The organism is Clostridioides sp. ES-S-0010-02 (genome assembly GCA_020641055.1).
Taxonomy (GTDB): Bacteria; Bacillota; Clostridia; order Peptostreptococcales; family Peptostreptococcaceae; genus Clostridioides.
The window spans coordinates 4139998-4164008 of sequence record CP067345.1 but is presented as its reverse complement, the minus strand read 5'-3'; the positions used below and the strand labels follow the sequence as shown (position 1 = coordinate 4164008).

The 24011-nt window shown below is 27.5% G+C and carries 20 protein-coding genes and 1 pseudogene; 19 read left to right on the top strand and 2 right to left on the bottom strand.

Features of this window, described 5'->3' with window-relative positions; genetic code table 11:
- Nucleotides 1-146 precede the first annotated feature (146 nt).
- The 3 genes from cooS to JJC01_19480 are packed head-to-tail and all read left to right on the top strand — an operon-like array spanning nt 147 to nt 3715.
- A complete protein-coding gene (cooS, locus tag JJC01_19490) occupies nt 147-2048 on the top strand; it encodes an anaerobic carbon-monoxide dehydrogenase catalytic subunit (GenBank protein ID UDN58305.1) in 1902 nt (633 codons plus the stop codon).
- Nucleotides 2041-2514, top strand: a complete 474-nt coding sequence (locus JJC01_19485; protein UDN58304.1) for a 4Fe-4S dicluster domain-containing protein — start codon at nt 2041-2043, stop codon at nt 2512-2514. Before cooS ends, JJC01_19485 begins: the two co-directional genes overlap by 8 nt.
- Nucleotides 2489-3715, top strand: a complete 1227-nt coding sequence (locus tag JJC01_19480; GenBank protein ID UDN58303.1) for an NAD(P)/FAD-dependent oxidoreductase — start codon at nt 2489-2491, stop codon at nt 3713-3715. Before JJC01_19485 ends, JJC01_19480 begins: the two co-directional genes overlap by 26 nt.
- 142 nt (nt 3716-3857) lie before the next feature.
- Here the strand turns inward: JJC01_19480 and JJC01_19475 are convergent, their stop codons facing one another.
- Entirely contained in the window at nt 3858-5045 is a 1188-nt protein-coding gene (locus JJC01_19475) for a class I SAM-dependent methyltransferase (protein ID UDN58302.1), read from the bottom strand.
- A gap of 270 nt (nt 5046-5315) precedes the next feature.
- Between JJC01_19475 and JJC01_19470 the strand changes: the two genes are divergently transcribed.
- The 12 genes and pseudogenes from JJC01_19470 to JJC01_19415 all read left to right on the top strand — a co-directional run bounded on the left by JJC01_19470 (nt 5316) and on the right by JJC01_19415 (nt 18485).
- The gene (locus JJC01_19470; protein ID UDN58301.1) at nt 5316-6140 is read left to right on the top strand and encodes an ATP-binding protein; all 825 of its coding nucleotides are present in this window, start codon (nt 5316-5318) and stop codon (nt 6138-6140) included.
- 127 nt (nt 6141-6267) lie between these two features.
- Nucleotides 6268-7533 carry an NAD-specific glutamate dehydrogenase gene (gene gluD, locus JJC01_19465; protein ID UDN58300.1) on the top strand — a complete coding sequence of 422 codons (1266 nt, stop codon included), beginning with the start codon at nt 6268-6270 and terminating at the stop codon, nt 7531-7533.
- A 573-nt stretch (nt 7534-8106) separates the two neighbouring features.
- Entirely contained in the window at nt 8107-9237 is a 1131-nt protein-coding gene (locus JJC01_19460) for a peptidase M56 (protein UDN58299.1), read from the top strand.
- Nucleotides 9238-9766: 529 nt separating this feature from the next.
- The gene (locus tag JJC01_19455; GenBank protein UDN58298.1) at nt 9767-10900 is read left to right on the top strand and encodes a peptidase M56; all 1134 of its coding nucleotides are present in this window, start codon (nt 9767-9769) and stop codon (nt 10898-10900) included.
- A gap of 439 nt (nt 10901-11339) precedes the next feature.
- Complete coding sequence (locus tag JJC01_19450; GenBank protein UDN58297.1) at nt 11340-12368, top strand: C40 family peptidase; 1029 nt, start codon at nt 11340-11342, stop codon at nt 12366-12368.
- A 291-nt stretch (nt 12369-12659) separates the two neighbouring features.
- Nucleotides 12660-13580: an aspartate carbamoyltransferase gene (gene pyrB / locus JJC01_19445; protein ID UDN58296.1), complete on the top strand. Its 921-nt coding sequence runs from the start codon at nt 12660-12662 to the stop codon at nt 13578-13580.
- Nucleotides 13581-13620: 40 nt separating this feature from the next.
- Nucleotides 13621-14313 (top strand): dihydroorotate dehydrogenase electron transfer subunit, encoded by a 693-nt coding sequence (locus tag JJC01_19440; protein ID UDN58295.1) that lies wholly within the window; start codon nt 13621-13623, stop codon nt 14311-14313.
- Nucleotides 14306-15208, top strand: a complete 903-nt coding sequence (locus tag JJC01_19435; protein UDN58294.1) for a dihydroorotate dehydrogenase — start codon at nt 14306-14308, stop codon at nt 15206-15208. The genes JJC01_19440 and JJC01_19435 overlap by 8 nt, the downstream gene beginning before the upstream one ends.
- Nucleotides 15209-15301: 93 nt before the next feature.
- Entirely contained in the window at nt 15302-15886 is a 585-nt protein-coding gene (locus JJC01_19430; GenBank protein ID UDN58293.1) for an orotate phosphoribosyltransferase, read from the top strand.
- 219 nt (nt 15887-16105) lie between these two features.
- The gene (locus JJC01_19425; protein ID UDN58292.1) at nt 16106-17032 is read left to right on the top strand and encodes a ketopantoate reductase family protein; all 927 of its coding nucleotides are present in this window, start codon (nt 16106-16108) and stop codon (nt 17030-17032) included.
- A gap of 132 nt (nt 17033-17164) precedes the next feature.
- Nucleotides 17165-17407 (top strand): annotated as a pseudogene (locus tag JJC01_19420) (permease).
- 343 nt (nt 17408-17750) lie between these two features.
- Complete coding sequence (locus JJC01_19415; GenBank protein ID UDN58291.1) at nt 17751-18485, top strand: MBL fold metallo-hydrolase; 735 nt, start codon at nt 17751-17753, stop codon at nt 18483-18485.
- A 236-nt stretch (nt 18486-18721) separates the two neighbouring features.
- Here JJC01_19415 and JJC01_19410 read toward each other — a convergent pair whose 3' ends face one another.
- Nucleotides 18722-19618, bottom strand: a complete 897-nt coding sequence (locus JJC01_19410; protein UDN58290.1) for a LysR family transcriptional regulator — start codon at nt 19616-19618, stop codon at nt 18722-18724.
- A gap of 190 nt (nt 19619-19808) precedes the next feature.
- Between JJC01_19410 and JJC01_19405 the strand changes: the two genes are divergently transcribed.
- The 4 genes from JJC01_19405 to JJC01_19390 all read left to right on the top strand — a co-directional run bounded on the left by JJC01_19405 (nt 19809) and on the right by JJC01_19390 (nt 23996).
- A complete protein-coding gene (locus JJC01_19405; GenBank protein ID UDN58289.1) occupies nt 19809-20840 on the top strand; it encodes a putative sulfate exporter family transporter in 1032 nt (343 codons plus the stop codon).
- A gap of 293 nt (nt 20841-21133) precedes the next feature.
- On the top strand, nt 21134-22009 hold the full coding sequence (locus tag JJC01_19400; GenBank protein UDN58288.1) for an 8-oxoguanine DNA glycosylase: 876 nt from the start codon (nt 21134-21136) through the stop codon (nt 22007-22009).
- 19 nt (nt 22010-22028) lie between these two features.
- Complete coding sequence (gene cls, locus JJC01_19395; protein UDN58287.1) at nt 22029-23519, top strand: cardiolipin synthase; 1491 nt, start codon at nt 22029-22031, stop codon at nt 23517-23519.
- A 192-nt stretch (nt 23520-23711) separates the two neighbouring features.
- Entirely contained in the window at nt 23712-23996 is a 285-nt protein-coding gene (locus tag JJC01_19390; GenBank protein ID UDN58286.1) for a co-chaperone GroES, read from the top strand.
- The last annotated feature ends 15 nt before the right edge of the window (nt 23997-24011 follow it).

The following is a 24011-nucleotide window of genomic DNA, read 5'->3' as shown; positions in this document are numbered from 1 at the left end:
ATATTTATTTTAATAATTTATATTTTGTTTTAAAGTTGGGAAAACGTGGTATTAAATAAGTAGATTTTAATAGTTAAATTATAGTCAATTGCTATAATACTATCAAATCTACTTTTTTAATATAAAAATATAAGGGGGAATTTGTAATGGCTTGTAACACTTGTAAAATGTGCGAAAGTGCGGACAAGAAATTAGAAAGTTTTGTAGCTTCAAAGGATGTTGAAACAGCATTTCATAGAACAGAAGATCAAAAGGTTAAATGTGGTTTTGGACTTCAAGGAGTCTGTTGTAGACTCTGTTCAAATGGACCATGTAGAGTAACTCCAAAATCACCAAGAGGTGTATGTGGAGCAGATGCAGATACTATAGTAGCAAGAAACTTTTTAAGAGCAGTAGCATCAGGAGCAGCTTGTTATTTACATGTGGTAGAAAATACAGCTAAGAATTTAAAAAATGTTGGAATAACTAAAGGTGTTATTAAGGGAGAAAAAACATTAAATCAATTAGCAGAGATGTTTGGAATAGAAAGTGATGAAAAATACGATAAATGTATAAAAGTAGCTGATAAAGTTATAAATGATTTATATAAATCAAGAGATGACAAGATGGAATTAGTAGAAAAAATAGCTTATGCACCTAGAGTAAAAAAATGGAAAGAGTTAGGCATAATGCCTGGTGGTGCAAAATCAGAAGTATTTGATGCAATAGTAAAATCATCAACAAACTTAAACAGTGACCCAGTAGACATGTTAGTTAACTGTTTAAATTTAGGAATATCAACAGGGTTATATGGTCTTACTCTAACGAATCTTTTAAATGATGTTATGTTAGGAGAACCAGTTATAAGAATGGCTCCTGTAGGATTTAATGTAATAGATCCAGACTACATAAATATAATGATAACAGGTCATCAACATTCAACATTTGCAAATTTCCAAGATAGATTAAAAGATGAAGATGTTATAAAGTTAGCTCAATCTGTTGGGGCAAAAGGATTTAAGTTAGTAGGATGTACATGTGTTGGTCAAGACTTACAATTAAGAGGAGAACATTATCAAGAAGTATTTGCTGGTCATGCGGGTAATAACTTTACAAGTGAAGCTGTTTTATCAACTGGAGCAATAGATATAGTTCTTTCTGAATTTAACTGTACTATACCTGGACTTGAGCCAATAGCAGATAAGTATAAAGTAAAAATGGTTTGCTTAGATGATGTTGCTAAAAAAGCAAATGCAGAATATATAGAATTAGATAGAAGTAATTTAGATGAACTTAGTAATTCATTAATACAAAAATCACTAGAATCTTATAAGGAGAGAAGAGGAAGTGTTGAAATAGATATACCAAAAGACCATGGATTTGAGCAGTCTTTAACTGGTGTAAGTGAAAAGAATTTAAAAGCATTTTTAGGAGATTCATGGAAACCTCTTATTAATTTAATTGCAGAAGGAAAAATTAAAGGGGTTGCAGCTGTTGTAGGATGTTCAAATATGACAGCAGGAGGTCATGATATAAATACTGTTGAATTGACTAAGGAGTTAATTAAAAAAGATATTATAGTACTTTCAGCAGGATGTTCTACTGGAGGATTAGAAAATGTTGGTCTTATGTCACCTGGAGCAGAAGAATTAGCAGGGGAAAACTTAAAAGAAGTATGTAAGACTTTAGGAATACCACCAGTATTAAATTTCGGGCCATGTTTAGCTATAGGTAGACTTGAAATAGTAGCAACAGAGTTAGCGGCTGAGCTTGGAATAGATTTACCACAATTACCATTAGTGCTTTCAGCTCCACAATGGTTGGAAGAACAAGCATTAGCTGATGGAGCTTTTGGACTTGCTCTTGGTTTACCTCTTCATTTAGCATTACCTCCATTTATAACAGGAGGAAAGTTAGTAACAGAGGTATTAACAGAAAAATTAAAAGACTTAACAGGAGGACATGTTATAGTGAATCCAGATCCTAAATCTTCAGCTGATCAATTAGAACAAATAATAATAGACAGAAGAAAAAATTTAGGGTTAAAGGATGTGGAATGTAATGCATAGAATTTTTATAAATAAAGATTTATGTACAGGCTGTAAAAGTTGTGTATTAGCTTGTATGTTAAAGCATAATAAAGATTATAACATGTATACTCTTGATTTAGAAAATGTAGATAATGATAGTAGAGGGCATATAGAACTAGATAGCAAACATAATAATCCAGTTCCAATTCTTTGCAGACACTGTGATGAGCCAGAATGTGCTTTAGCATGTATGAGTGGTGCAATGCATAAAGATAGTCAGAGTGGAATCGTTTCATATGATGAAGAAAAATGTGGTTCATGTTATATGTGTGTAATGTCTTGTCCATATGGATTATTAAAACCAGATGATAGAAGCAAGCAAAACATACTTAAATGTGATTTATGTAAAGATGAAGAATATCCTAGATGTGTAGCTAATTGTCCAAGTGGTGCAATTGAATTACAGAAGGAGGAAAATGATGAATTATGTAGTGTTAGGGGCTAGTGCTGCTGGTATAAATGCAGCAAAAACATTGAGAGAATTAGATAAAGATTCTAATATAGTGGTAATTTCTAAAGATGAAAATATATACTCAAGATGTATGCTACATCATGTTATATCTGAACACAGAACTTTAAAGCAAATAAACTTTGTTGATGAAGACTTTATGGAGAAAAACAACATAAACTGGATTTCAGGTAAAACGGTTAAAGGAATAGATACAGATAAAAAACTAGTTCAAATGGAAGACATCGCTGTAAATTATGATAAGCTTTTAATAGCTACAGGTGCATCTTCTGCTATTCCTCCTATAAAGAATTTAAGAGAAGGAAATTTTGTATACTCTGTAAGAAACATAGATGATATTTATAAAATAAAAGAGAAGGCAGAAAAATCAAAGAAAGTTGTTATAATAGGGGCAGGATTAGTTGGAATAGATGCTTTAATTGGTCTATTTAAATATGAACAGCTGGATATTTCAGTGGCCTTTATGGAAAAATATATTCTAGATAGACAATTAGATGAATATACAGCATCAGTATACGAAAATAAATTTAAAGAAAAAGGCGTAAAATTTTATCCAAGTGCATCAATACAAGAAATTGTTTTAGATGATAGTAAAGATGTTAAAGGCGTTGCATTTTCAAATGGAGAAATTCTTGATGCAGACATGGTAATCGTAGCTACAGGAGTGAAACCTAATGCTGACTTTTTAGATGAAACAGGAATAGAATATGATAGAGGCATAATAATAGATGATAGATGCCAAACAACGCAAAAAGATATCTATGCAGCAGGGGATGTTGTAGGTAAAAATGCTATCTGGCCTATAGCTGTAAAACAAGGAATTATAGCTGCACACAATATGGTTGGAAAAGATAAAAAGGTAGAAGATGAATTTGCTTTTAAAAATAGTATGAATTTTATGGATATACCAACCATTTCTATAGGCATGAATACACCTGTAGATGATAGTTATAAAGTATTAACTAGACATGGAAATGATTGTTATAAAAAGTTTATTTTTAAAGATAATATAATCTATGGAGCAGTTATACAAGGAGATATTTCATATGTAGGTGTATTAACTTATTTGATAAAAAATAAGGTTGAAATATCTGATTTAGAAAATAGGATATTTGATGTGTGTTATGCAGACTTCTTTAACATAAAAGAAAATGGAGAGTTTTGTTATAGTGTATAATACATAGCTGAATAGAAGCTTATAAGAATATAATAAATAGAGCTATTTTAATATAGAGAATTTTTACTTTATAAAAATCTTTACTTAAAGATAGCTCTATTTTTATAATTAAGTTCAAAATTTGATTAATTTATAAAAATATCTATTTTGAACAAGAATACATGTAATCTCTAGTTAGAGGTAAATCATTTTTTATGCCTTTAGTGAAAAGTATTTGATGTATATCTATAATGCCAGTATTAAAAGCAGCAGCACAAGAACAAAGATATAAATCCCACATTCTTATAAATTTATCATCAAACATTTCTTTAATCTTAGGAAGATTATCATAGAAATTTTCATGCCAAGATAATAAAGTTTTTACATAATGTAATCTTAAACTTTCAACATCTATAGTATGATAGTTATAATCGCTACAAATATGTATCATTTCTCTTAAGCTAGGGATAACTCCACCTGGGAAAATATATTTTTTTATCCAAGGGTCTCCATAAGATTCTTTTAAGCCACTTATATAGTGAAGCAAAAATAATCCACTATCTTTTAGGACAGCATTTACATTTTTAATAAAAAGTTCATAGTTTTCTCTGCCAACATGTTCAAGCATACCAACGCTAACAACTCTATCAAATGTAAGGTTTGATTCTTTAAGTTCTCGATAGTCCATAAGTTTTACTTCAAGGTAATCTTGAAGATTCTCTTCTTTAATTCTAGTATTAAACTCTTTAAATTGTTCTTCGCTAAGTGTAATTCCCACACCATGAATTTTATATTTTTTTGCAGCTTCTATTAATAGAAATCCCCATCCACAACCAATATCAAGAAGACTCATACCTTCTTCTAAATTTAGTTTAGTTAATATGTGATGAACTTTATTAACCTGAGCCTCGTAAAGATTATCATTATCATATTTAAAATATGCACAAGAATAACTAAGTGTTTTGTCTAGCCATAAACTATAAAAATCATTTCCAATGTCATAATGAGCGTGTATTTCCTTCTTTTGATGTCTCATCGAATTAGATGAATGTAGCAAATGTTTTACAGCTGAGTTATCAATACTAAATTTGTCTATTTGTTTTAGAAGTAGGTTTAAGGTTAAAAATAAATCTCCTTCAATTTCAATGTCTCTATTTATATAGGCCTCTCCAAGTGCTAAAGATGTACTTTTTAATAATTCAGATTTGCTAATATCATTATTTACAATAACTTTAAATTGAGGAGAGCTATCTCCAACTAGAAATTCTTCCCCATCTTTAAGCCTAACTAGAAATGGTGTTTCATTAAATTTTTCTAAATAGTCTTTTAAAAAATTTTTTGTAATGTTCATATTACCAGCTCCTTTTAATGTAAATCCAGTAAGTTTTCCTTGCTTTAAAGTATATTATATTCCTTTTTTTTAAAAAGTAAAATTTTTTTTGTTGATTTTTCGTTGAATCAACTTTTTACTTTATAAAGGAATCTTATCTTTTAGTATTTTATTTATTTTATAAATTTTAGTATTGGATATAATATTCAATTAGTAGTGATATAATAACTTTAATTAATAATAAAGTTTTGAAGCAATTAGTCTGAAACTATTTAATAAAGGAGATATCAAATGGAAGTATATGCTTTAGTTGGGTCAAGTGGTACAGGAAAAAGTTATAAGGCACTAGAGTTTGCATATGAAAATGACATAGATTATATAATTGATGATGGTATTTTAATATATAGAAATAAAGTTTTAGCAGGTATATCAGCAAAACAAGCAAAGACTACTGTTGAGGCAGTTAAAAGAGCTATTTTTTATAATTTAGAACATCGGCAGAAGGTTAGAGAGGTAATAGAGAAGGAAAATATAAATAAGATTCTTGTTATAGGAACTTCAAAAAAAATGATTAATCAGATTGTAGATAGATTATCAATCGGAAAAGTTTATAAATTTATAAATATTCAAGATATAAGTACTAAATATGAAATAGAAATAGCAAAACAATCTAGAAAAGAAGGAAATCATGTAATTCCTGTTCCAGCAGTTGAAATAAAAAATATGACAAGTGGTCTTAGTATAAATCCATTAAAAAGGCTTTTTAGAAAAGGAAATAATATAAATATGGTCGTTTTAGAAAAGACAATTATAAGACCTACTTTTAGTTATATTGGCAAAGTTTATATTGATGCAGATGTAATTAAACAAATAATTGAATATGAAGTGTACAACTTTGGAAGCATTGATAGAATAAATAAAATCAATATAGAGAATTGCAATAATTTTATGAATATTTTTGTAAGTATAAATATCAATGATTTAGAAATTATAAAAAAAATTGAAAGTATGCAACAGATAATAAAAAAGTCTATTGAGAGAATGACTTTAGTTAATGTACAAAAAATAGATATTAACATTCATAAAATTAAAAAAATAAACTTCCTCCCATGTTAAAAAATAAACTGAAAAAATGATATACTAATTTGCAATAAAGTGTGCTATAATTAAACTGTAAATTTAGGAAATGGTTTTTCTAAATGGAGTATACATAATTATAACGTATTTATAAGGGGGCTTTCAAATGTCAGGAAAAGATGTAAATGTCTTCGAGATGGCGCAATCTCAAGTAAAAAATGCATGTGATAAATTAGGTATGGAACCAGCAGTTTATGAATTATTAAAAGAACCTATGAGAGTTATTGAGGTTTCAATTCCAGTAAAAATGGATGACGGTTCTATAAAAACTTTTAAAGGATTTAGATCACAACATAATGATGCAGTAGGGCCAACAAAAGGTGGAATAAGATTCCATCCAAATGTTTCAAGAGACGAAGTAAAAGCTTTATCTATATGGATGACTTTCAAATGTTCTGTAACAGGTATACCATATGGTGGAGGTAAAGGTGGAATAATAGTAGATCCATCAACTTTATCTCAAGGTGAATTAGAAAGATTAAGTAGAGGATACATAGATGGAATATATAAATTAATAGGTGAAAAAGTTGACGTTCCTGCACCAGACGTAAACACTAATGGACAAATAATGTCTTGGATGGTTGATGAATATAATAAATTAACTGGACAAAGTGCTATAGGTGTTTTAACTGGTAAACCAGTTGAATTTGGTGGTTCTTTAGGAAGAACAGCTGCTACTGGATTTGGTGTTGCTGTAACTGCAAGAGAAGCTGCTGCTAAATTAGGAATAGATATGAAAAAAGCTAAATTAGCTGTTCAAGGTATAGGAAACGTTGGTTCTTACACAGTTCTTAACTGTGAAAAACTTGGTGGTACTGTCGTAGCTATGGCTGAATGGTGTAAATCAGAAGGTTCTTATGCTATATACAATGAAAATGGGTTAGATGGTCAAGCTATGTTAGATCATATGAAAGAGCATGGTAACTTATTAAACTTCCCAGGAGCTAAGAGAATATCTTTAGAAGAGTTCTGGGCTTCAGATGTTGATATAGTAATCCCAGCTGCATTAGAAAACTCTATAACTAAAGAAGTTGCTGAATCTATAAAAGCTAAATTAGTTTGTGAAGCTGCTAATGGACCAACTACTCCAGAGGCTGATGAAGTATTTGCTGAAAGAGGAATAGTTCTTACTCCAGACATATTAACTAATGCTGGTGGAGTTACAGTTTCTTACTTCGAGTGGGTACAAAACTTATATGGATACTACTGGTCAGAAGAAGAAGTAGAGCAAAAAGAAGAAGTAGCTATGGTTAAAGCATTTGAATCTATTTGGAAAATCAAAGAAGAGTACAATGTTACAATGAGAGAAGCTGCTTATATGCATTCAATTAAGAGAGTTGCTGAAGCTATGAAATTAAGAGGATGGTACTAGAATTTACTCTTAATAAATAATAGGATATAATTATTTAATATATAAAAAGGGCTGTACTATGTACAGTCCTTAAAAGTTATATGACTCAAAGTGATTTGGGTCATTTTTTATTTTGTAGAACATATTAATGTAACTTATGAAAAAAATTAAATATAATTAGAAGCAATAAACTAAAGTTGATGCAATTAAAATTATTTACTTTCAAAACATTTATAATGTAATATTAATGGGTTTTAGATAGAGTCTATATTTATGACTTAAACTAATTCTTGTCAATTGACGTGCTAATTATGAATAAGCTATAATTAAATAAAAATAGTTTTATAAACTTAATTGAAAAAATATTAAATAAAAATAAATATATTTCTAAAATAAATATGATTTAAATAAAAGAGGTTTTGTAAAGGAAATCAAAAACTAGTTTAACTTTAGTTAAATCTCCATGTTTATATAGAATCAATACACATTGAAGTAAGATGGACATTTATTATTACATAAAATGTCATAGAAAGAAGTTAGAGAGATAATTAAATTCAAATACAAAATACTAATAAATAAGTTAGGTGAAGATATATGGTTAATTCAATTCTAAATGGGATTTTTAGAACTGTTATAGTAAGTAGTTTAAGTATTCTTCTGATATTGATTTTCAAGAAAAATGTATTTAAAAGATTTAGTAAAAAATTTAATTATTACATATGGATGATAGTTGTTATTAAGCTGTTGTTGCCTTTTACATACTATACCTTTACAATAAACATCTTGAGAAGCAAAGAAAATATCAATATTAATAATATTAATTTAGAGGGATTCAATAATATTTCAACTTTAAAGAATAGCATTTTATTGTATGCTTGGCTTATAACTGTAGTAATATATTTAATTTATAATATCTTTAAATACATAAAACTTAAAAACTTAATAAATGATTTATCCTATGATGTTGAGGATGAAGAAGTAATAAATCTTTATAAAGATATATTAAAAGAATTTAATATAACAAAAGATATAAAATTAAAATATTCTTATGAAGTTGAAACACCAGCATTTTTTGATTCATGTGTACTTTTACCACCACATGACTATAAGCTAAAAGAACTTGATTGGATTTTTAGGCATGAACTTATGCATTTCAGGAGTAAAGACCTTTGTCTAAAGTATGTAATGATATTTTTGAAAATAGTATATTGGTTTAATCCATTTGTATATATAATGGACAAACATATAGATTTAGATTGTGAACTTTATTGTGATGAAAGAGTTTTAAAGAATCGTAGTGAAGAAGAAAAACAAGATTATGCTCTAACAATTATAAATGCAATGAGAAGAGGTTCAAACATTTCAAATAAATTTGTGGCTGGATTACATAAACAATCTGATATTAGAAAAAGAGTAATGAATATGTTTAATGAAAAATATAAAAATGGTATTCTAATGGCATTAACTTTATGCTTATTATCTTCTATTACTTTTCTGAAAATTAGTTCAACCAGTATTGTTAATTTAAATGTATTACCTAAAAATATGGAAGAAACACAAATTATTGGTAGTACAGTAGTTTTAACTTTACCATTTACATATGCAGATGCTCCTGAAAAAGTTAGAGAAAGATATAAAAAAAATTGTGAAGCATTGGGCATGATTCCTAAAGATTCTGATATTATAGATACTCCCATACAATATAATGATGTATTAATGCAATAGTTAAATTGTCTAGAGTCATCAATTAAACCTTCTTATAGATACTCAATTATGATATGGGTATAGGAATTTATCCATATCAAATAATAAAATATAATTATCCAAGGTATAAAAAAATTGTATTGTGTACAAGCATTAAAAATTAGATGAATCAAAATTATTTAAGACATTTTTCAACTGTTATTTATAATATTATGATAAAATATTAAAAATAAAATTTATAGATAATTATTTTAATTAACTAATGAAAATTGTGAGCTAATTCTTGCTAAGTTATAATTAAACAAAGATTATTTATTATTATAACTTATGATAATTCAAAACAATAAGAAATAGATATATTAAAGAGTAAAGAATATCTAATAAAAACAAGAAATAATATATATTTAATATGCTATTAAATGTATATAAATATTAAAATAATTTTATTAAATAAACATTTAAATTGAAAATTTAAAAACATTTTATGAAAAATTTAACAAATAATTAAACTTAAATATAAAATATTAAAAAATAAGATGGGTGAGAATTAATGACTAACTTAATTCTAAATGGGATTTTTAGAACTACTATAGTAAGTAGCTTAAGTATTTTTCTGATATTGATTTTTAAGAAAAATGTATTCAAAAGATTTAGTAAAAAATTTAATTATTACATATGGATGATAATAGTTATTAAGTTGTTGTTACCTTTTACATACTATACATTTACAATAAACATCTTGAGAAACAAAGAAAATATCAATATTAATAATATAAATTTAGAAGGCTTTAATAATATTTCAAATTTAAAGAATAATATTTTATTATATACTTGGCTTATAACTGTAGTAATATATTTAATTTATACTATATTTAAATACATAAAACTTAAAAATTTAATAAATGATTTATCCTATGATGTTGAGGATAAAGAAATAATAAATCTTTATAAAGATATATTAAAAGAATTTGATATAACAAAAGATATAAAATTAAAATATTCTTATGAAGTTGAAACACCAGCATTTTTTGATTCATGTGTACTTTTACCACCACATGACTATAATTTAAAAGAACTCGACTGGATTTTTAGGCATGAGCTTATGCATTTTAAGAGTAAAGACCTTTGTCTAAAGTATGTAATGATATTTTTGAAAATAGTATATTGGTTTAATCCATTTGTATATATAATGGATAAACATATAGATTTAGACTGTGAACTTTATTGTGATGAGAGAGTTTTAAAGAACCGTAGTGAAGAAGAAAAACAAGACTATGCTTTAACAATTATAAATGCAATGAGAAGAGGTTCAAATACTTCAAATAAATTTGTGGCTGGATTACATAAACAATCTGATATTAGAAAAAGAGTAATGAATATGTTTAATGAAAAATATAAAAATGGTATTTTAATAGCATTAATTTTATGCTTATTATCTTCTATTACTTTTTTAAAGATTAGCTTAACTAGTATCATTGATTTGAATATATTGCCTAAAGATGTAAAAGTTACAGGAAACATTTTTTCTATGACAGTTTCAACCATACCATTTACATATGCAGATGCTCCTGAAAGTATGAGAAGAGAACATAAAGAAAACTGTGAAAGTATAGGATTAACTCCTAAAGATTCTGACAGAATGGAGATTGTTGTAGAATTTTATGATATACTAGTAGAACCATAATCAAATTTAAAAAAATTATAATCTAAAAGTCACTTTTATAAAGGTGACTTTTTACTTAGAATAAGTTAAAAAATTCACTATATTTCTAACTTTATAGAAGTTTTATTAAAAAATATACGATGCATAAAAACGCACAAAAAAACACATAAAACAATATTTATGCGTACTTTAGCTTCAAAAGGTACAAAATTCTTTACTTTTACAAACTCATATTATATAATGAAGTAAATAATGTATATTTAGGTGACATATTGGATAAACTAATTAATTATTATTTATTAATATAATGATACTATAAAAGTTATATAAAGAGGTTTACAAAAAAGTTACAGATAGAGCTTTTATTAATGTATTGTGTATTAGTATTTTATCCTTAGGTACTCTTCACCTACAAAATAGAATCATAAGATAATTATGGGAAAATTTTAGGAGGTTTATCGTGAAGAAAAAGATATTAATACCAGTATTTGCATCAGTTATGGCATTATCAGTAAGTTCAATTGTAAATGCAGATGAAATAAATGATTCATCTCAAAATAAAGATGATAAAACAAATACTGAATTAAATTTAGGCGAATATAAAGAAGTAAAATATAAAGTTGCAAGAATAAAAGATGGAGTAGCTATAAAGATAAGAGAAGAAGGTCAAGTTCAAAATATAGCTTATTCTGGAGACGAATTTACAGTTCTAGGAATTCAAGGAGAATGGGTTAAAGTTAAAGTTGAAGATGGCGAAGGTTGGTTAGCTACTAGATATGTAGATATATCTGAAGGGGTAGGATATACTAACGCTGATAAAGTAAACTTAAGAAAAGATAAAAGTGAAAATTCAGAAGTAATTGGAGAGCTAGAAAAAGGAAGCTCTTTATTGGTTTTAGAGGAAAATGGAGATTGGTTGAAAGTTAAAGATGGAGAAACAGAAGGATATGTAAAATCATCTTATGTAACTGATAAAGCTCCAGTAATAGAAGAACCGCAAGTAGACCAAAATGTTACTCAAAATGGAGATTCTACAAACACAAATAACACTCAACAAAACAACACAAATAATAATCAACAAAATAATAATTCAAATGTGCCAACAGCTAACTCTAATGCAGTTCAAGCTGTACTTAATTTGGCTTATTCTAAGCAAGGTTGCCCATATGTTTGGGGAGCAGAAGGGCCAAATACTTTTGACTGTTCAGGATTCACACAATATGTATACAGAAATGCAGTAGGAAAGAAGATACCAAGAACATCTAAGGCACAATCTAATTATGGACAAACTGTAAGTAAGGCAAATTTACAGCCAGGAGACTTAGTATTCTTTACAACTAATGGTTCTGGTTCTGTTAGTCATGTTGGTATATATGTAGGTGGAGGTAATATGATACATTCACCATCAACAGGAAAAACAGTCCGTGTAACTAGTATAAATTCAGCATACTATACAGCGAGATTTGTTACAGCAAAAAGAATCTTATAATCGATTTGTACTATAACAAATTGATAAATACATAAATACAAATGCTCTATATTATATTTAATTTAATCAGGAAATATAAAATGATTATATGTTAAATGCAATATAGAGTGTTTTTGTATTATCTTAAATTTTGATGTGGACTTATATTAATATTACTATTAAATAGTATTCTTTCCAGATAATGATTATTTGCGCAATACCTTGACAGGATAAGGTAAAGGTGATAAGCTACTAACAGTACAAAAATACTTTTAATTTTAGTTCAGAGAGGCTAAAAAAGGAGGACGAAAGATGTTAAAATCAAGAAATTTAATCCAACCAGAAGACTTTTCTATAGAAGAAATAGATGAAATATTAGAATTAGCTCAAAAAATAATTGACAATCCGTCAAAATATTCTCATATATGTGAAGGTAAACTATTAGCTACATTATTTTATGAACCATCAACAAGAACAAGATTAAGTTTTGAATCTGCTATGAACAGACTAGGAGGTCGTGTCGTAGGTTTTTCAGAGCCAAATTCATCATCTGCATCAAAGGGTGAAACTTTAGGTGATACGATGAGGATAGTATCTAGTTATGTTGATATAATAGCTATGAGACACCCTCAATCAGGTGCAGCTACAGAAGCATCAAAATTTACAGAAGTACCATTTATAAATGCAGGAGATGGCGGAAATCAGCATCCAACCCAAACACTTACAGATTTACTTACTATAAAATCATTAAAAGGAACTTTAGAAAATCACACAATAGGATTATGTGGTGATTTAAAATATGGAAGAACTGTACATTCTTTAGTTAAGGCTATGGCGAGATACAAAAATACTAAGTTTGTATTTATAGCACCTGAAGAACTAAAAATGCCAGACTATATAAAAGAAGCTATAAAGGGACATGCTTACTATGAAACTAATAATTTAGATGATGTTATAGGAAGTTTGGATGTTTTATATATGACTAGAATTCAACAAGAAAGATTTGAAGATAAATCAGAATACGAAAGACTAAAAAACTATTATATTTTAAATAAAGCTAAATTAGAAAAAGCATCTGAAAGTATGTTAGTAATGCATCCACTACCAAGAGTAAATGAAATAGATGTTGATGTAGATACAGATGATAGAGCTGTTTATTTTAAGCAAGCTAAATATGGAATGTTCGTTAGAATGGCATTAATAATAAAGCTTCTAGGTGTAAATGAAGGTTAGTAGTTACATTATATAATAGTGAAGTAAAGGAGATTTTGGGATGTATAAAATTCTAGAAAATATATACATAGGTGAAGATATGTATAGAATGAAAGTAAAAGGCGCTTTTGAAGGTAAGATGGGGCAATTTTATATGCTAAGAGCATGGGATACTTATCCAGTCCTTTCAAGACCTATAAGTATACATGATATAGATGAAGAAGGTATAACTTTTCTTTATAAAGTAGTAGGAGAAGGAACTCAAATTATTAGTAATTTAAAAGTAAACGATACTATAAAACTAGAGGGTCCTTATGGAAATGGATATAGTAAAGTTGATGGAAAAGTAGCTCTAGTAGGTGGTGGAATCGGTATAGCACCATTATATTTAGTTGCTAAAAACATAAAAGACTGCGATGCTTATCTTGGATTTAGAGAAGATGTTATATTAGAAAATGAATATAGAGAAGTTTGCAATGAGGTATATACAACAGTAGGAAATAAGTTTGTAACAGACATAATTGATGTAGAAAAATATGACTATATATTAACATGTGGGCCAACTCCAATGATGGAAAAATTGGTTAAAATGGTAGAAGGTACTAAAACAAGGATTATGGTGTCACTTGAAAATCATATGGCATGTGGAGTAGGAGCGTGTTTAGTATGTACATGTAAGACTACTAAAGGAAATAAAAAAACTTGCAAAGACGGTCCAGTATTTTGGGGAGAGGACGTGATTTTTAATGGCTAATTTAAACGTAAAATTTGGAAATATTGATTTTAAAAATCCAGTAATAATGGCGTCTGGGACTTTTGGATTTGGAAGAGAATATAATGAAATTTATGATATACAAAAACTTGGTGGTATAAGTAGTAAAGGTCTTACTTTAAATAAAAAACCTGGTAACAATGGTATGAGAGTTCATGAGACGCCATCAGGTATGATGAACAGTGTTGGACTTGAAAATCCTGGAGTTCAAGGATTTATAGACAGTGAACTTCCTTTCTTCAGTGAGTTAGATTTAGTTAGAATTGCTAATGTTGGAGGTGGAACATTAGAAGATTATCTACTTGGGGTTAAGCTGTTAAATGATAAACCTATAGATATTATTGAATTGAACATATCTTGTCCAAATGTCAAAGCAGGAGGAATGGCTTTTGGTATAAAAAATGAAGTGGCAAGAGAAGTTGTTCGTGAGGTAAGAAACGCAACTAAACTACCTCTAGTAATAAAATTATCACCTAATGCTGAAGATATTGTGGGTATGGCAAAAGTTTGTGAAGAAGAAGGTGCTGATGGAGTATCTTTAGTTAATACTTTTAAAGCAATGGCAATTGATATAAAAAATAGAAAGCCAGTATTTGAAAATGTATATGCTGGATTATCTGGACCAGCTATAAAGCCTATAGCTCTTAGAATGGTACATGAAGTTTGTAAAAATGTAAATATACCAGTAATGGGAATGGGTGGAATAACTAAAGCTACAGATGCGATAGAATTTATAATGGCAGGAGCTACTTGTATTCAAGTTGGAACTGCAAATTTCATGAATCCTAAAATTGGGCTTGAGATAATAGATGGAATCAATGAATTTATGGATAGAGAAGGAATAAAGAATTTAGAAGAAATAAGAGGAATTATATAGGTTACAGGTATGACAAATAAGTACAATTAAAGCAAAGAATATAAATTAAAATAAATATAATTTTATAATATTTAACATGGAGGAAAAAATAATATGAGTAAAGTAGATGTAGTAGATATATTAAAGAAAAGTGATGCATTATTAGAAGGACATTTTTTATTATCTTCAGGAAAGCACAGTAACAGATATGTGCAATGTGCAAAGCTATTAAGATTTCCAGAGTATGCAGCTGAGGTATTAAATACAGTTGTTGAACAAATAAAAGATTTAGATATAGACTTAGTAGTTGGTCCAGCTATGGGTGGAGTAGTAGTTTCTTATGAGCTAGGAAGACAATTAGGAAAAGAAGCTATATTCACTGAGAGAAAAGATAATACAATGGAGTTAAGAAGAGGATTTGAAGTTAAAAAAGGTGCAAAGATAATAATTGCTGAAGATGTTGTTACTACTGGTAAGTCAACTATGGAAACAAAAAGAGTATTAGAAGCGTTAGGTGGCGAAGTTATAGGTGTCGCTTGTATAGCTGATAGAACTAATCATGACATAGGTATGCCTATATATAGTGCAATAAAACTTGATATTCAAGTTTATGAAGCTGATGAATGTCCTTTATGTAAAGAAGGAAAATTACCAGTTGTTAAACCTGGAAGTAGAGAATTTAAAGAATTAGGAATGTAATAACCAATTAATTAAATTTAACATTATTTTAGTAAATACAAATTTTTTTACTAAATAAATATCAATTTAAATATATAAATAAGATATAATAAACAGCTAGCTTTCATTTAAAAAGCTAGCTGTTTTTTGTTAAAAATATATTTACAAAACAGTAGCTGGTAGCAGTACAATATAATTATAAGATAAAAAATTATTATATATATTGGGGAGGGTTTCGGTATGAGTAATCAATTAAAGAAAAATCAAAAAAAGGTTGTATTTTTTGGTGTTGGTGCTGTTGGAGCTACCTTTGCAGAACAATTTTTAAATTCTAAATATGATTTTAAAATTCTTTGTGACCAAAAAAGAAAAAAAAGATATTTAGAAGAGGGTTTTATAATAAATGGAAAAAGATATGACTTCGATTATATAACTAAAGATGAATATAAACAAGAAGCTGATTTTATAATTATAGGTTTAAAATATAATAACCTAAAAGAAAATATAGAAGAGTTAGATGGATTAGTTGGAAAAGATACAGTACTAATGTCTTTACTAAATGGAGTTAATAGTGAAGAGATAATAGGAGAAAGATTTGGAATTGAAAAAATGGTATATTCATATGTAACAAATATAGATGCAAAAAAAATAGAAAATAATATTATACATACTACAGATGGAATAATTGTATTTGGAAATAAAGATAATAGTGAAGATAGAAAAACAGATATAATAACTGAAGTTTTTGATAGTGTAAATATAGAATATGTATTATCAAAAAATATTCAACGAGACATGTGGTGGAAATACATGGTTAATATTGGGGTGAATCAAACTTCAGCTATACTTGGCGCTTCTTATGGAGTATTTCAAGATTCTGAATATCTAAGAGAGTTAGCAAAATCTGCAATGAGAGAAGTGGTTGATATAGCTCAAGTAAAAGGTATATGCCTTACGGAAGATGATGTAGAAAATTCATTACATAGAATACTAGAACATTCAAGAGAAGGTAGAACATCAATGCTTCAGGATGTAGAGGCTCATAGACTTACAGAAGTAGATATGTTCTCTAAGAATATTTGTGAGCTTGGAAGAAAGTATAACATACCAACTCCTATAAATCAGACTTTTTTTTATATGATAAAAGTAATTGAAAGTAGATTTTAGAAAATTTTTAGAAAAAATTGAGGCTGTAAGTAAATCTGTGCAAAACAAATTTATCTACAGCTTTTTTAGTAGACATAATTGATAAAAATGGAAGCAAACTGTCTTTTAGTAGAGTATCATGAAGCAAAAGTAAAAATCAAAGGTTTTATCAACATGGTTGTGTTCGCAGCTGTTATTCCTTCTTTAGCAAAAGTTTCTTTGACAGGTTTAATCAGTCTTTTTGTACCAATTGTAGGTATGTTTGCAGTTTCTATTATTGATATATTCATTATGATGAAGGTGCTTCCAGGTTGGAAAATCATTGGTTCTAAACCTATTGCTTTTGGAGTAGGGTTCTGTCAGATGTTAGGATTCCCAACAACATATTTGATGTCTAAAATAAAAATTATCTTTTATCTAAAATAAAAAACACCCAAATATGACTAAGAGTGGTTTGAAATTCAATGTTAATTTAATTTTAGAACTATCCATCTTATAATATATCAAATGCGAATTAAAAAATATTTTTAATAGCTACAACTATTGGGATTACTTATTTTTATATTAAATACTATATCATAAAATAACAAAAAAATCAAGTCGAGTAATCTCTCTATTTCAGTGATATACTAGGTTTTAATAGTTTTTTATAAATATAATGTAACTAGAGGACAATCTATGTTTTTTAATTTTTTTGATTAAATTTACCTCTAGCTCAATACTTATAAGGAGAAATATTATGAATTTAAAAAAAGGATTAGATATTTTAGAAATTCCATCAAGTATATTAGGCAAAGATAAAGTTATATATATTCCAGTAATCTATACAGAAGATGAGGTAACTCTTGTTGATACTGGACTTCCTGGTCAAGGAGATTTAATAATTGATGCTCTTAATAATAGTAATACAAGTTTTAATAAATTAAAAAATATAGTAATAACTCACCATGATATAGACCATATAGGAAATATAAAATATTTAAGAGAAAAATCTAAAAATGATATAAAGGTATATGCATACAAAAGTGAAGTCAACTATATAACAGGGGAAGAAACCCCATTTAAACTTTGCATGTTAGAACAAGAAATAGATAGTCTTAATGATAAAATGCTTGATATGTTAAATGCTATGAAATTTGGATTTAAGTCATCATATACTACAGTAGATGTATCTTTAAACAATCATGAAGTTTTAAATTTAAGTGAAGAAGTAGAGGTTATACACACAGGAGGTCATACTAGGGGTCATATATGTCTTTATTTAAAAAAATCTAAAGTACTTATTGCTGGAGATTTATTAGATATAAGAGATGGTAAACTTAGACCAGTTGATGTAATGCATAGTGATAAGCAAGAATTGATAAAAGCTATTAAAAAATTAAGTAACTATGATATAGAGGAAATAGTTTTTAGTCATGGTGGATTATATAAAAAAAACATAATGGAAACATTAAAAAATATAGTTATTGAATAATGTTACATGATTGAAAATACTATCCAGTTCTTTATGAAAAGTTTATTTAAACAATAATTAAATATGAATAGGAAAGAAACAAAAAATTTATAAATAATTACTTACTTAATATTTTGAGAATAAAAATATTACTGGAATTAGAAATTTCCAGTAATATTGAGTAAGAAAAAATATATTTACACAAATCTATAAACATTCTCAAAAAACTTATAATTTATTGTTAGCTTTAAATTATATTAATCTTTTATGCTATTTAAATTACTAAATACTTTTAACTCTTCAATGAAAATACTTGCTGCTTTTGATAAAGTTATATCTTTTGGAAAGATATATGAAAAATGTCTGTTATAGTTGCTTCCAAGTTCTATGACAGACAGTTCGTTGTTTAAAACAGGTAAGCTTGTTACGAGATTAGATACTATTGTAATTCCTAAATTATTTCTAACTGATTCTTTGACAGCATAATTACTTCCAAAGACCATCATACTTTTTGGAATAATTTCCTTAATGCTTAAAAACATATCTAAATAATCTCTAGTTCCAGAACCATCTTCTCTAACTATCCATTTTTGATTTTGAAGCTTATCAAAACTAAAATCTTTTAATAAAGGGCTATTATACGGAAGTGCTAAAACCATCTTATCTTCAAAAAAATATTCTTGCATAAATGAGGGAGAAGAACAAGTCCCTTCAATAAGTCCAATATCTAAAATATAATCCTTAACATGAGAAGATACAATGGATGTATTTTCTATGAAAATTTCTACATCTATATCAGGATACTTTTGAGAAAATAGTGCAAGAAAATTAGGAAGAATATATTCTCCAATAGTTAAACTTGCGCCAATCTTTAAACGCCCAGTTATAGCATCTGAAACCTGATTTACATCGTGATATGTAACACTTAAAAGATTTAGTATTTCCTTGGCTCTTTTATATAATATTTGTCCACTTTCTGTAATAAAAATAGTTTTCTGTTTAATAGATCTATTTATAAGTACAACCTTAAAGTAATTTTCTAAGTTTTTAATATGTTTACTTACACTTGGTTGTGATAAATTTAGGTATTCACCAGCTTTGGTGAAGTTTTTATATTCAACAACAGCAACAAATGTTTTTAATTCTTCAAACAATTTTTTACATCTCCTTTGCATAATAAAAATTTTGTATTTTTTATCAGTTACTTACAGATAATTGTAATATATACATTAATCATTAAAATTATTAATCATTACGATATTATATATTTATTTTACTTATGGTTATTACAATTATATACTATTATTGTAAAGAAAACTATATTAATTAGAAGGTAGGTATATTATGTTAAAGAATAAAAGCAGTTTTACATTAAAGAATATAAAAGAAATATTACCTGGGTTGGTTGTATCTGTATTAGTAGGTTATATTAGTATATTTATTTCAACATTAATACCTAAAGTAGGAGCAGCATCAATTTCTATATTTTTAGGTATGTTTGTAGGAAATTTATTTTTAAATCAGAAAGTCTTTCAAAGGGGCTATAAATTTTCAGAAACAGATTTGCTATCATATTCAATAGTATTATTAGGAGCAACCCTTAGTATATCTACTCTAATAGATTTAAAAATTTCAGGTATATTGTTTATAATATTACAAATGACAATAACAATAGTATCAGCACTTTATATAGGTAAAAAGCTAGGTTTTGGTGAAAACTTTAGATTTCTTATGGCAAGTGGGAATGCAGTATGTGGTTCTTCTGCTATAGCAGCAACAGTTCCAGTAGTTAATGCTACAGACAAAGAAAAAGGAATAGCAATAACTATTGTCAATGTTACTGGTATATTTCTTATGTTTTTACTTCCAATAATATCTCAATTCTTATATAGTCATGAGCTTGTAAAAACATCAGCAATGATAGGTGGAACATTACAATCAATTGGTCAAGTTGTGGCAAGTGGAGCTATAGTTGGGGAAAATGTAAAGGATTTAGCAACTATTTTCAAAATAGTTAGAGTAATATTCTTAGTTGTAGTTGTTTTAGTATTTGGACATTTGAAAAATAAGTCTAACAGTGAAATTATTGAAGAAGAAAAAGATGAAATAAAAAAGAAAAAAATAAATATACCATGGTATGTAATTGGTTTTTTCATAACTTGTGCACTTTTTTCAATTAATATTATACCAAAAGAAGTATCTGTATTGTGCAAAGAAATAAGTAATAAATTTGAAATAATAGCACTAGCAGCAATTGGATTAAAAGTTAATGTAAAAGACTTAGTAAGACAAGGTAAAGCAGTTTCTTTATATGGTCTATTTGTAGGAATAATACAAGTTATATCAGCGATAGTTTTGATAAAAATATTTATATAGAATAGAAGTATTGATTATAATATCAATTTACTTAATCAAAATAATATGTTATTAATAACTGATAATATAAATAAAAAATGAATTCTAATAAGTGTAGATGGGTATAAGCTTATTGGAGTTCATTTTTTATTTATAGTGAAAATTTAAAGTAAAATATTATTTTACATAATAATAACATTATAAATTTTGAAATTACTTATCTTTGTGTTAAAATAAGAAAAATGCACATATCACAGTTAAGTATTTAAGTAGATAAATAAAATAAAAATATAAATATTAAGGAGATTTTTTATATGAATGTTTATGAAAAGAATAATGTAGTTATACTAGAAGGAGTAACAGATTTTGATCCAAAACATATATTTGAGTGTGGTCAATGTTTTAGATGGCATAAGCAAGAAGATGGCTCATACACAGGAGTTGCAAAAGGTAGAATATTAAATGTAAAAAAAGAAGATGATAAAGTATATTTAAATAATACAAATTTAGAGGAGTTTAATAGCATTTGGTATAATTACTTTGATTTAGGGACTGATTATACAGAAATAAAAAACAATCTAAAAAGTATGGATGAATATTTAAATAAAGCTACTGAATTTGGATGGGGAATAAGAATTTTGAGACAAGATGGATGGGAAATGCTTATATCATTCATAATTTCTTCTAATAATAGAATTCCTATGATACAAAGAGCTATAGAAAACTTATCAAAAAGTTTTGGTAAATACATAGGTGAGTATGAAGGTAAAGAATACTATGCATTTCCAACACCAGAAGAGTTAAATAAAGCCTCACAAGAGGAAATAAGAGCATGTCAAACAGGTTTTAGAGACAAGTACATAAAGAGTACTACACAGGCAGTTATAGAAAATAATTATAAGGTATCTGAATATGTAAATTTAAGTACAGATGATTGTAGAAAAGAGCTTTTAAAATTTAATGGAGTAGGTCCAAAGGTATGTGATTGTATTGCGTTATTTGGTATGCAAAAATATGATTCTTTTCCAGTTGATGTGTGGGTTAAGAGAGTTATGCAAGAGTTCTACATAAATGAAGATATGAGTTTACCTAAAATGAGAACTTATGGGATTGATAAATTTGGAGAAATGTCTGGGTTTGCACAACAATATCTATTTTACTATGCAAGAGAGTTGGGTATAGGAAAATAGACTTAAGGGGGAAGGAATTATGGGAGTGATAGGCACAATATTTCTGTTCTATTTAATTATATCATATCTAGCTGGAGCCATAATTTCTGTAATTATATTACTTGAAAATAGAGATCCTGCAAAAACCATGTCTTGGTTATTGATGTTTATCATATTTCCTGGGATAGGGTTAATTATATATGCTATTTCGGGTAGAAATATTAGAAAACGAAAATTATTTAAAACTCAAAAACTAGCTAATAATATAAAAGAAAAGAAACTTTTTGATACATTAGAAAAGATAACAGAAATTGTTGAACTAGAAAAAGAATCTATAAGGCAAAATAAGCTTTTAAGAGATGAGGAAGATGGTAGCTATAGAAAAAGAGTCATAAGTATGCTACTAAAGACTGGGATGTTTCCATTTACTAAGAACAATAAAGTAGATGTTTTTGTAGATGGAAATGAAAAATTCAAGAGACTTATAGAAGATATAAGAGAAGCTAAAGACCATATTCATTTAGAGTACTTTATAATCAAAGACAGTGAAATAGGTAGGGTGTTAAAAGAAGAGCTTATAAAAAAAGCTAAGGAAGGTATTAAAATAAGAATTTTATATGATGATGTAGGGTGTTGGAGATTTTGGTTTAATAGAAAATTTTTCCGAGAAATGAGAGAAGTAGGTATAGAAATAGCAGCTTTTTTACCTACAAAATTCCCTATAATAGGAGGAAAGTTAAACTATAGGAATCATAGAAAAATTGTTGTTATTGATGGAATAATTGGATATACAGGTGGAATAAATATAGGAGATGAATATTTAGGAAAAAATGAGAAGTTTGGGTATTGGAGAGATACTCATATTAGAATTAAAGGAATTTCTGTATATATGCTTCAAATGACATTTTTGATTGATTGGTACTATACAACAAAAGAGGTTTTAGTTACTAAAAATTACTTTCCAAGTGTCGGAAATATAGGTGAGAGTATGATACAAGTTGTAGCTAGTGGACCAGATAGTGATTGGGAAGACATTCATTATGCTTATTTTTCTGCTATATGTCAAGCTAAACAAAGTGTTTATATAGAGACTCCATATTTTATTCCAGATGAGAGTCTGCTGAAAGCTATAAAAAGTGCTGCGCTTAGTGGTGTAGATGTAAGAATAATATTTCCTAAAATTGCAGACCACAAAATAGTTAATATAGCATCTTATTCATATTTTGAAGAAATATTAAGAGCAGGTGGTAAAGTTTATTTGTATAAAAAAGGATTTATACATTCCAAAGTCGTAATAATAGATGATAAAATTGCTTCTGCAGGTACAGCAAATATGGACCTAAGAAGTTTCATGCTTAATTTTGAAGTAAATGCTTTTATCTATGATGAAGATGTTATTAAAGTAATGACAGATGATTTCTATGAAGATTTAAGTCATTGTGAAGAACTTAATTTAGAGGTATTTAAGAACAGAAATATTGTACAAAAAATTAAAGAATCTGTAGCCAGATTGTTTTCACCAATATTATAAAAAATTATTAAAAAAGGTATTGAAAATTATGTGTGATTGGTATATTATAATAATTGTTAGCACTCTAGTAGATAGAGTGATAATAAATAAAAAGTATATATATAAATCTACATATAAAAGTAGTATTAATTTAAAAATAACTAAAAACATAGGCAAACTAGTCTATACTTAATATTTTAGGAGGCGTGAATAATGAAAATAAGACCATTAGCTGACAGAGTAGTAATTAAAAAAGTGGAAGCAGAAGAAAAAACTGCAAGTGGAATAGTTTTACCAGGAGCAGCTAAAGAGCAACCTCAAATAGCTGAAGTTGTAGAAGTTGGACCAGGTGGGATAGTTGAAGGAAAAGAAGTAAAAATGGAATTAGCAGTTGGAGACAAGGTTATATTCCAAAAATATTCTGGAACAGAAGTTAAAATAGAAGGACAAGAGTATACAATACTAAGACAAAGTGATGTATTAGCTGTTATTGAATAAATATAGAATAAATTT